At 39.7% G+C, this 11,297-nt stretch carries 9 protein-coding genes; 7 read left to right on the forward strand and 2 right to left on the reverse strand.

Features of this window, described 5'->3' with window-relative positions; translation table 11 throughout:
* The first annotated feature begins 391 nt into the window (after positions 1-391).
* The 4 genes from EAE89_RS09515 to EAE89_RS09530 all read left to right on the forward strand — a co-directional run bounded on the left by EAE89_RS09515 (position 392) and on the right by EAE89_RS09530 (position 4,465).
* A complete protein-coding gene (locus tag EAE89_RS09515) occupies positions 392-2,278 on the forward strand; it encodes a lipase family protein (RefSeq protein WP_214085719.1) in 1,887 nt (628 codons plus the stop codon).
* A 397-nt stretch (positions 2,279-2,675) separates the two neighbouring features.
* Positions 2,676-3,221 (forward strand): NUDIX hydrolase YfcD, encoded by a 546-nt coding sequence (gene yfcD / locus EAE89_RS09520; RefSeq protein WP_054480175.1) that lies wholly within the window; start codon positions 2,676-2,678, stop codon positions 3,219-3,221.
* A gap of 343 nt (positions 3,222-3,564) precedes the next feature.
* Positions 3,565-4,254 (forward strand): hypothetical protein, encoded by a 690-nt coding sequence (locus EAE89_RS09525; RefSeq protein WP_054480174.1) that lies wholly within the window; start codon positions 3,565-3,567, stop codon positions 4,252-4,254.
* Positions 4,247-4,465 carry an RES family NAD+ phosphorylase gene (locus EAE89_RS09530; protein WP_054480173.1) on the forward strand — a complete coding sequence of 73 codons (219 nt, stop codon included), beginning with the start codon at positions 4,247-4,249 and terminating at the stop codon, positions 4,463-4,465. Before EAE89_RS09525 ends, EAE89_RS09530 begins: the two co-directional genes overlap by 8 nt.
* A gap of 261 nt (positions 4,466-4,726) precedes the next feature.
* Here EAE89_RS09530 and lsrG read toward each other — a convergent pair whose 3' ends face one another.
* Complete coding sequence (gene lsrG, locus EAE89_RS09535) at positions 4,727-5,020, reverse strand: (4S)-4-hydroxy-5-phosphonooxypentane-2,3-dione isomerase (protein WP_054480172.1); 294 nt, start codon at positions 5,018-5,020, stop codon at positions 4,727-4,729.
* Between the two features lie 11 nt (positions 5,021-5,031).
* Positions 5,032-5,907: a 3-hydroxy-5-phosphonooxypentane-2,4-dione thiolase gene (gene lsrF / locus EAE89_RS09540; protein ID WP_054480171.1), complete on the reverse strand. Its 876-nt coding sequence runs from the start codon at positions 5,905-5,907 to the stop codon at positions 5,032-5,034.
* A gap of 327 nt (positions 5,908-6,234) precedes the next feature.
* Between lsrF and lsrR the strand changes: the two genes are divergently transcribed.
* From lsrR to EAE89_RS09555, 3 genes are all read left to right on the forward strand, one after another.
* Positions 6,235-7,236: a transcriptional regulator LsrR gene (gene lsrR, locus EAE89_RS09545; protein ID WP_149617512.1), complete on the forward strand. Its 1,002-nt coding sequence runs from the start codon at positions 6,235-6,237 to the stop codon at positions 7,234-7,236.
* A 91-nt stretch (positions 7,237-7,327) separates the two neighbouring features.
* Entirely contained in the window at positions 7,328-8,920 is a 1,593-nt protein-coding gene (lsrK, locus tag EAE89_RS09550) for an autoinducer-2 kinase (protein ID WP_149617513.1), read from the forward strand.
* 1,398 nt (positions 8,921-10,318) lie between these two features.
* Positions 10,319-11,297 (forward strand): hypothetical protein (locus tag EAE89_RS09555; protein ID WP_214085720.1); only part of this gene is annotated, 979 nt, incomplete at its 3' end.

An 11,297-nucleotide genomic window follows, 5' to 3' on the forward strand; every position in this document is an offset into this window, starting at 1 on the left:
GTTGATCTAAAATAGAATCTTTTATTATTTAATCCATCAAAAATAAAATTTAACGGCTTGTTGCGAAAGTTAGATGAATGAATGTTTTTATATGTTATTCAATGTGTTGTTTTATGGTGTTGATAATTTTTTATCCGATTGGTTAATGATGGTTTTTTTATTTTTTCAGATTATAAATTTATGAGGTAAAGTAATTCAATAACTTGGATTATTCCTAATTTTTCATTCTTTTGTTCTTGGATTTTTCATAATTATATTCGTTTTGCATTTGTTGAATTTTATTGCAATTGCATGCTTGAGTGAATTAATTTTATCTTTCACTATTATTAGTGTCAGTTTGATAATAAGCGTTGAATTAATATTTAAAAATAAAAAAAGGAAAACAACAATTATGAGCAAATTATGCCTGCGAGACGCTATTGATAGTGAAGAGATAATAGAACATTGGGTGGAATTCCAATTAGTTGATGAACAAGGTAATCCGTTAGTTAATATGCCTTATCGTCTGATAAGTCAGGGAGTTCCAAGTAATGAACGTAAAGGTGTGACTAATGATCAAGGATTGCTCAGGGAAGAAAATCTGCCACTTTACCCAGTAATATTGTATATCAGTGCTCAGCCATTGGCTGATGAAATGGAACAGAGACCATTACGAGAGAAGCGTGATATCAGAGCATCGGTAGTTAAACCGAAAGCGGAAGTAGAAGGCCACCAATATCGTTATGTGACGATTGGTCAAATAAGTGATGGCTTGCCTGTGATCGATAAATGGAAAGAAAATAAACCGCCGCATTACCATTTCCCTAACCCAGTACCGGAAGGTTTTTGCGTTTATGCGATTAGTTGCCGATATGTTCTGGAAGTGTGCCCGTTTCGGGCTTGGGCGTTATTATTACATCACCAGACAGATTACACTTTGGTGAATGCTTATAATTTAGCGTTAATGGGGGTGCTGGCATATTCTGATGATAATGCTAGTGTAGCAGGTTCTATCACTCATTTTTTTAACCGGCAGATGTTGGATATATCCCAATTGCCCAATAAAGTAGAAAAAATAGCGCGTTCTCCTATTGCTTATGATGTGCCATTTCGTGAACGTTATACTGATGTTGTATTTATTGACTCAAAAGCGAGTGTGAGCTTATTCGGAGATACTGAGTTATTTTATGCAGCTAATCAACAAGATATTATTGTTAGTTGGCGAGGGACAGCCAGTATCAATGATGCTATCACTGATATTATGTACCAGCCCGTGCCATTGGGGTGTGGTGAAGGTGGTGTATGCAGTGGTTTTATCGAGAATGGCAAAGTTCATAGGGGTTTTTGGGAGGCATTTAGTCTTATTAGCAAGTTAAAATCTGCTGATTCTGATAATAAAAGTGTATTTGATGAAATCAGTGACTTGGCTAAAAACCGAAATTTATTTATTTGTGGGCATAGCTTGGGAGGTGCATTGGGATTATTGCATAGCGCACAACTGAAAAAATATCATCCTTGTTTGTATAGTTATGGAATGCCGCGAACATTAACCCGTAGTGCGGTAGAGGAACTGGAAGGTATCACGCATTACCGTCATGTGAATGAAAATGACCTGGTTCCATCCGCGCCTCCGGAAAAAGACCTTGATAACTGGCTTTATAACTATTGGGGGCCGCTGGGCTATCTATTTAGTACTATTGAATTATTGGGCTTGACAAAAGGTAATGAAGTTTTCTTGCATCATGGAAAAATAGTTCACTTTTATAAAGCCAATCTGATTATTGAACGGGTGGAAGAGAGAGATTCAAGTCACTATATACGGCTCAAAGCCACATTACCGGTTGAAGTAAAATTGTATTTAATTCCGGCGCTGAACCATGAAACAGAAAGTGATATGAAGGCAGCATTAGAGATTCAGAAAGAATTTTTTAAACATATCAGTGATACTGATAGGAATAAATGGTTTCCACGTAATGAAAACCCGACTTTAAAAGATGCCTTGAGTGTGCCTGATCACCGTATGCTTAAGTATATTCATTACATTGGCGACCGAATTGCAGAGTTGGCTGAACCGAAGAAATATCATTTTTACCGGGATAAAATGCGGTTATTTGAAAGAACAATGAAAGAGCGGGATGATATTGTTCCTGATATTCGGCAACGTAATATGTTGTTCTTACATATGGATGATAAATTAAATCAGGCTCTTATTGATACTAGAAAAAATAAATGGGGGAGTTTGGCTTTAAAACGTTATACGGATAATTTTGTACTAATTGGTGAAGATTGGATGTCGTAAATAATAAGAAAACAATGTAGTGTAAATATGAGATCTTATAAAGTGCAAGAGTAAAATAGCTCCGTAAGAATATTTCAGTTACTGGATGAAACCAATATGTTGAAGGTGACTATACCCAATAGACTTCAAGATGGATCGCGACGGTAAGGGAGCGAATCCCCGGGAGCATAGATAACATAGATAACTATGTGACCGGGGTGAGTGCAGCCAACAAAGAGGCAATTTGAAAGATAACGGGTATAGTTCCTCAGATGTTCTATTTCAGGTTAAGTTAAAAGGTTGCATGAATCGTCCGAAACGAATACCGTCTTGTAGTCCTATCAATTTGGTTATTTTGGGTAGATTAATCATTCTATAGATTTGCGATTTCTTGCTAATAAAAAAAGGTTTTTTGCAGATGGAACAAGAGAATACAGTGGGTATTGAGTGGATCGATATCGTTAATGGAAATAATGAAGTCATTGCCCAGGCTACACGTCAACAGATGCGAGCCCAACGTTTACGGCACCGTGCCACTTATATCGTCGTTCATAATGGCATGGGGAAAATTTTGGTTCAGCATCGTACAGAAACTAAAGATTTTTACCCGGGAAAACTGGATGCGACCGCAGGTGGTGTTGTGCTGATGGGGGAAAATATGTTGGATTCAGCCCGGCGAGAGGCAGAAGAAGAGCTGGGGATTGCAGGCGTTCCTTTTGCCGAGCATGGTAGTTTTTATTATGAAGAAGAGAATTGCCGTGTTTATGGCGCATTATTCAGTTGTATCAGCCATGGCCCGTTTGCTTTACAGGCAGCAGAAATTGATGATGTATGTTGGTTGACACCGGAGGAGATCACGATTCGTTGTGATGAATTTACATCTGATTCGTTAAAAGCACTTTCTCTGTGGCTAACTCGTAATAATGATTTCGATGGAATTACTATTAGTAAAAAAATTGATTGATTTAGTTATCTGTTTTAGTTGAATAACCAAGCTCCCAAACGGTGGAGCTTACTGCTTCTGTTCTTAAATTCCTTTCTTACTCACGGCAGTGAATACTCCTCCTTTTGAATAAGCATTTGTCAGCACATAAGTGTTATAAAGTAACAACAATATTTATTATTGGTGCTATAGTGACTAGTCATTATATATCCTATATATTGAATATATCCATATGCTGTTATGAGAAGATATACTATGGCAACCAGAATATATTCATCCGCTGAGGTGAAGAAATCGGTGGAAATCGAGACATGAACTGATCGATCGTAAGATTGATAAAGATGCTGAATATTTAGTTATCAAATTGGATAGCAACATAGCTGGTAACACTGAATATGGTAAAGCTTTATATGTTGCAGTAAACGCCGCAGTTGCAACGGTGAATTCTATTGCTATTTGTGATGATCATAATTCAACATTATGTTTTGTGAGTTCAAAAACAGATGATATTTCCCCTGTACTTAAGACCAGTAAGAGAGTGAAGCAGAAAAAAGTAGAACCAGAGATTAACCCCAAAAAGGAAGTATCCAATAAGATAACAGAAGATAATTCTGTTAGGCGGCTGTCATCTGAACATAAGCAGGATCGTGATGCTCGCTTCTTAGCACGTCGAAAAGCGTTAAAGGAATTGATTCTGTCAGATTCAACTTGGTTAACCTCAACGGCTATTTCAGATGGGTATGGATTTAAATCTAGTAATAAGAGTGCGGGGCCAAACAGATGGAAAAACAGTAATAAGATTTTTGCGATTACGGTTGATGGTAAAGATTATTTTCCTCAATATGCCTTGAATGAAGATTTTAAGCCCCTTGATATTGTTAAGAAAATAATCACATTATTTGGTGATAAAAAGACCTCTTGGGGATTGGCTGTTTGGTTTGGTTCAAATAATAGTTGGTTAGGTAATAAAAAACCCAAAGAAGTCCTGAAAACAATGCCAGAGCAAGTACTTATTGCAGCTAAAGGTGAATTGGAAAAGGGTGTTCATGGTTAAGAGGAAAGATCAGGAATTACAAAAAACTCCAGAACTTCCAGAAAGATTGAATATAAGTAATTATTGTGTCTGGAAAGCAGGAAAGCGTATTTATCGTCTTCATCATGAGGCATTTTCTGCTACTCAGTTTAATCCCGGTTATGGCTCGGGCCGGTTTAGTCCGATAAAAGCAACGGGGGCATTGTATGGTGCCGATAAATATAGGCAGTGATGATCTTGATGATTAGTTATTTCGTTGTATTGGTATTAATTGTCAGATTTAATCTACCTTTTCGTATTGAATAAAATGACCTGATGTATAGGCGGTTTAATTTGGTAATAAAACTTCAGGGTATTCTGCTTGTTATTCTTAGTTGTGGGAAATTAAAATTAGCGTGAGAGTAGAATTCCCGGGCAAGATGTTCTGTCCCGGGCAATTTAATTATTTAAACAATGTTGTATTTTATCGTTATATTGAGGCGCCTTATTGATGTTATTCCGGCATTACACCAATAAATGTCGTTTTCTTCCTTGGTTCAGACATCAGAGAATCAAGCTCTTCAACACATTTCAGATAATGAGATGTTTTCTTGTGTTCATTAGCCGCTTTTTCATCAACATAGGCTTCATAAATATAGAAACGGGTTGGAATATTTTCATCCCGTAGTACATCAAAACGAAGATTGCCTTCTTCCTCAATTGAACCCAGATGATTTAAGCGGAAAATTTCAAGAAATTTATCTAATTTGTCTTGTTTAATATTAATTTCAACTAAAGTTACGTGCATCTTAATCCCCCTTATTCTTTTTCACTTAAAAACAACTCATAAGCTTTGCTGGCACTTTCATTCTGATGTACTACGGCTTGAACGGCTTTTAACATGGCAACCGGTGCTTCGGATTGGAAAATGTTACGACCCATATCAACACCGGCGGCGCCTTGATCAATTGCCTGATAACACATCTCCAGCGCCTCTTTTTCTGGGAGTTTTTTACCACCAGCAATCACAATAGGAACTGGGCATCCGCTAGCAATACGTTCAAAGCCAGTATCGACATAGTAAGTTTTGATAATTTGCGCGCCCATTTCGGCAGCAATACGAGTCGCCAGAGAAAAATAACGTTGATCCCGAACCATATCTTTACCAACACCGGTTACCGCCATAGTTGGCATACCGTAACGCATTCCTTGATCGACTAACTTAATAATATTCTTGATTGATTGATGTTCATGCTCAGAGCCGATATATACCTGAGCCGCTACCGCACAAACATTCAGACGCAAGGCATCTTCCATCGTAACCGCGACCGCTTCATTGGACAGTTCCGTCAGGATAGAATTGGCACCAGAAGCGCGCAAGACTACAGGTTTATTAGTTGCCGGTGGAACCTGACTACGCAGAATACCGCGCGTACACATTAATACATCGGTATGAGGAAATAGGGGGGCAATATTAATATCAATGCGTTCAAGACCAGTTGTTGGTCCTTGGAAATAACCGTGGTCGAAAGCCAACATAACAGTTCGGTTGGTTTTGGGATTGAAAATCCGTGATAGTCGTGATTGCATTCCCCAATCAAGTGCGCCACAGCCTTTCAGTTCAAACAGACTATTCTTCTGTGGAACATCAACACCAAAATCTTTACCGTCTTTAATATCGTCTAAATCTGCCATTTTTCTTCTCCTAACTAGCTTACACTGGGCCAGCAACCACGAATGGCGGAGATTGCCGGACAATAGAATTAGAAATCGTATTGATTGATGTTGCTTTGATGAAAATTACCCGTTCAGGCAAAATAACAATTTTGAATGAACATATTTTTTTATAAAAAACAATTGTTCAATATGGTAGCTGTTGTATTCCGAATTTAGCACTATTTAGATCACAATTTATGAAAAAATTTGATCTGCGTTGTATTATGTTCAAATTGTACGGTAAGACTCTGGCGTGTAATGCGTTTTAATGCTTATCTGTGGAGTGCGGATAAAAAGAAAGTGGTTATGTCGATAAAATTAGCAAAAGAAAAATCAGCCAAAGAGAAACAGATGCTGTCTGAGGACACCTATCCGGGTAATAGCATGAGTGAAGAAGAGCTACTTGCGCGTATTGCATGGTTTTATTATCACGATGGCCTGACACAGGGGGATATCGGTGATCTGCTTGGTCTGAGTCGGTTAAAAGTTTCCAGATTACTGGAAAAGGGGCGGCAGTCAGGTGTTATTCGAGTACAGATTAACTCTCGCTATGAGGGTTGTCTGGCGCTGGAAGATACTTTGCAAAAACATTTTTCTCTGAAACAAGTGCGTGTTTTACCCGCACTGGCTGATATGAATCTTAGTGCCAGATTGGGGATTGGTGCCGCACATTTACTGATGGCGCTGATTGAACCACAGCAATTACTGGCGGTGGGATTTGGTGAAACTACCATGTGCACGTTACAACATTTAAGTGGTTTTATCTCATCACAGCAAATTAGGCTGGTAACGCTGTCCGGTGGTGTTGGTCCTTATATGACTGGAATTGGCCAACTGGATGCAGCCTGTCCAATAAGTATTATTCCCGCACCATTACGTGCTTCGACCGCCCAAGTCGCTGAAACATTCCGTCAGGAGAGTAGTGTCCGTGATGTTTTGTTGGCAGCGGGTGCGGCTGATATTGCTATCGTTGGTATCGGTGCCATTAATCAGAAACAGCAAGCGACAATTATGCGTTCTGGCTATATCAGCGGTGGTGAACAACTGATGTTTGCCCGAAAAGGGGCTGTCGGCGATATCCTCGGCTATTTTATGCAAGCAGATGGTGAGTTGGTGGAAGATATGCAGATTCATCATGAGCTTATAGGTACCTCCATGCCGGAACTGAAAACGATTCCAACAGTTATTGGTGTTGCGGGAGGTGAGGATAAAGCGGAAGCCATTATTGCAGCACTTAACGGTCAATATATCAATGCATTGGTGACTGAAGAGCAGACCGCTAGGGCGATGCTGAATTTATTACAATGACACTGACCATGTACTCAATCTATCCGTGAATAAGTCAAAAATTTGAGGTAAGGCTAGAGGTTCAGAAAATAATTAAACTGAGGATAGCATCATGAATCAACGCCGTAGTGCTAATCCATCAGGAAAATATCTGATGGCGCTTGATGCAGGGACAGGGAGTGTTCGTGCAGTAATATTTGATCTTGAAGGGAATCAAATAGCCGCAGGGCAGGCTGAGTGGGTACATCAGCCTGTACCTGATGTACCCGGCTCAATGGAATTTGATTTAGTGATGAACTGGCAGCTGGCTTGTCAGTGTATCCGCCAGGCGCTGAAAAAAGCAGAATTACCTGCCAGCGCTATTCAAGGTGTTGCGTCCTGTTCTATGCGGGAAGGTATTGTTCTTTATAACCGTAATGGTGAACCGATTTGGGCCTGTGCCAATGTGGATGCACGCTCCAGCCATGAAGTGGGTGAATTGAAAGCGTTATATAACAATACCTTTGAATATGATGTTTATCAGTGTTCAGGCCAAACGTTGGCGTTGGGAGCTATGCCTCGTCTTTTATGGCTTGCTCATCATCGTCCAGATATTTATCGTCAAGCCGCAGCTTTAACGATGATCAGCGATTGGCTGGCGAATATGCTCAGTGGTGAATTGGCCGTAGATCCCTCCAATGCGGGTACAACAGGAATGCTAGATCTGGTCAGTCGTGACTGGCGTTCTGACCTTCTTGAGATGGCAGGGCTGCGTTCAGATATTCTTTCACCGGTAAAAGAAACAGGAACTTTGTTAGGTTTTGTCACTGAAAAGGCTGCATCTCAATGCGGACTTAATATTGGAACACCGGTGATCATGGGCGGCGGTGATGTTCAACTTGGTTGTCTTGGTTTAGGTGTTGTAAAACCCGCCCAGACGGCTGTTCTTGGTGGTACTTTCTGGCAGCAGGTTGTAAACCTACCGGCACCAATAACTGACCCGAATATGAATACACGGATTAACCCTCATGTTATTCCTGGTATGGTTCAGGCAGAATCCATCAGTTTCTTTACGGGTTTAACTATGCGCTGGTTCAGGGATGCATTTTGCGCGGAAGAGAAATTACTGGCGGAGCGTCTTGGTGTTGATGCTTATAGCTTACTGGAAGATATGGCAGCCAGAGTGCCGGCTGGCGCTTACGGCATTATGCCAATTTTCTCTGATGTAATGCGGTTTAAAGCTTGGTACCATGCAGCACCTTCCTTTATTAACCTGTCAATTGATCCTGAAAAATGTAATAAAGCGACATTATTCCGTGCATTGGAAGAAAACGCTGCGATTGTTTCGGCTTGCAATTTGGATCTAATCTCTGCATTTTCGGCAGTGAAACCGGATTCTCTGGTATTTGCTGGTGGTGGCTCGAAAGGAAAATTATGGAGCCAGATTTTATCTGATGTAACCGGGCTTCCGGTGCGGGTTCCGATTGTCAAAGAGTCTACTGCTTTAGGATGTGCAATTGCAGCAGGCGTAGGGGTTGGGTTGTATGATGCAATGAGTGCTACAGGGGAAAAGTTGGTGCGTTGGCAACACGAATATCAACCCAATCCTGAACATTATGAGGTATATCAAAAGGCTAAACAGAACTGGCAGGCGATATATGCCGATCAGTTAACATTGGTTGATCATGGTTTAACAACTTCACTTTGGAAAGCACCGGGATTATAGTTTGTAATTAATTGATCCGCTGGTGTCTGTATTGCCTTTTTCTGGGGGGATGTCAATGAGATATATGATTATTCATATACTGATAATTTAAGATATATTAAGTGCTTTAGTGATGTTGTGATGATCCGGTATATATTTTTTATATCGGATTTTTTGTATTAAAATAAGGAGGGTGATAATCTCCATATGAGTTAATTTCCAAGTCTTTTTGCTGTTGTTATTATTTTTTATTGTGTAATCTAAATGGGGTTTTATTGTTTATTTTATTTTATTTTATTTTATTTTATTTTATTTTATTGATTGCTTTGTTATTCAAATTGTATATTTAACTTTGGAGTTATTGTTGGGGCGGTGATTTTTAATAAATAATTAACGGAAAATATTGGTATAATAATTTTTTTAAATATTGATATAAGTCGATTTAATTATTCTTAATTTTATGACCTTTCTTTGGAATATGTTTTGTTTATTCTAAATGATTCGTAATATCCATTGGGTGTAATTACTGGCTATTCTTGTGAATAAATAGTCAGCATGACGCGTGTGTAGGAATATAGCCCTATGGAATAGAGGTGGTAAAAATGAAAAAGCGGCGGAGAATAGTCTAAATATATATGTTTGGCGGTATGTGAAAACTGAATAATATTAAAAATTTTCCCAGCTTGCGCCATGCGCTGGCCAGCGTCTCGGGGTATCCGAGAAATCGCATTCAAGAACGATTTTAATATATCTATTTTGAATCAATATATTATTTATACCCTTCATCTTTCAAGTTGCCTCTTTGTTGGCTGCGTTCACTTACCCCAGTCACATCGTTATCTATGCTCCTGGGGATGCGTTCACTTGCCGCCGTGCTGCAATTTGAAATCTATTGGGTATAGGTGGTTTATATTCTGGTCACATTGTTTTATTATTATGAAATAATATGTTTGAAGTTAATTGTGATTTATAATGTTTCTTCATGTTATTGAATGTAATAATATTGCTATTAGTTGTATGGTTTAATTATTATAAAATAATGTCGAATGTGATTATTATTATTCTGAGATTATATTTTCCCTCATAGGTTAATAAATTCATCTAATATCTCCATTCTTAGCTATGGAATTTCAGCTCCAGACGATAAAAACTGCAAGAATTTATCTGAAAAATAGGAACAAAAATGGAATTTATTATTATGCATGATAAAGTGAATTATTTATCCCGTTGTCAGGGAAATTTAGCGTCGAAGAATTGTTAATTGGCAGCGGTTAGCTGGGCTGTGGCATCTAATATCTTGAATTGATGTCAGACGTGTCCGTTTTTATTTTTTGGAATCAAGAAGTAAAAGAAAAGCATTTTTGATGACTGTTAAGAATGACAGTTTTTAAATTTCTAACAGATTCGTTGAGGTCGTAAATGAAAGATAATATGGCTAAAACGGGAAGTGCTCCTAAAGTTGAACACCTCTCGCAGACAGTGGAAAATATAACCAGCACCAATGATATTTCACAACAGGCTGGGAGCGAAAGGAATATCCCCCAGATGCTTACACCTAGTGAATCATTTTGGTGTGAGCGTCTTGCTTCTTTGCAACCCCTCCAGTTACCTTTTGAAATGATGGAGAAACAGGCAGAACCTCGATGGGTAATGAGTCCCTGGCAGTCCCCATTGTCAAAAGACGATGAGGAGAATCCATCAAAGGAACTGTTGCAGGTATTTATTATCTATCTTGCGCGCTTGATTCAGCAGACTAAATTCCAAATCGGCTGGTGTGTGGATGAAGTAAAAGATCTGGCGGCAGATTTGGCACCGGTGGTACCCATGGTCGTTGAGGTGGCATTTGATAAGCCTTGTCGTGTGGTCGCTGATTGGGTTGATAGCGAGCTGGCCCGGCTGTCACAGCATCGTACATTTAGTCGTGATCTCCTCTCCCGCTCTCCTTCACTGCGGGCTATTCCGGCATTAACAACCCATCAACCGTGGCCGATCGCCATCTCGGTGATACAGGATGACAAACCGTGTGCTCAGGAGGTCTCCGGCGAATTGCTGACGTTCCAGATAAATACGCGGGGGGATTTTCGTTGGATCTACGATGAAAATCGCCTGAGCCGGGAAATGATTCAGCGGATGAGCGAACACTTACAGGTGTTGGCATGGTCGAAAAGGTGTGGTGATGAAATTCCCGTCGGGCAGCTTAATTTGTTGTCTGAGGCTGAGCGTACGTTGCTGCTGGAAACCTGGAACGAGACGGATTCATCTTATCCAGACCCGTTATGTATTCATCAGCTGTTTGAGCAACAGGCAGAGCAGGCCCCACAGGCGACAGCGTTAGAATATCAACAACAGATTTTCAGTTATGCGGAACTGAATGCCCGTGCTAACCGTCTGGCTCATC

The organism is Photorhabdus heterorhabditis (assembly GCF_018448905.1).
Taxonomy (GTDB): Bacteria; Pseudomonadota; Gammaproteobacteria; order Enterobacterales; family Enterobacteriaceae; genus Photorhabdus; species Photorhabdus heterorhabditis.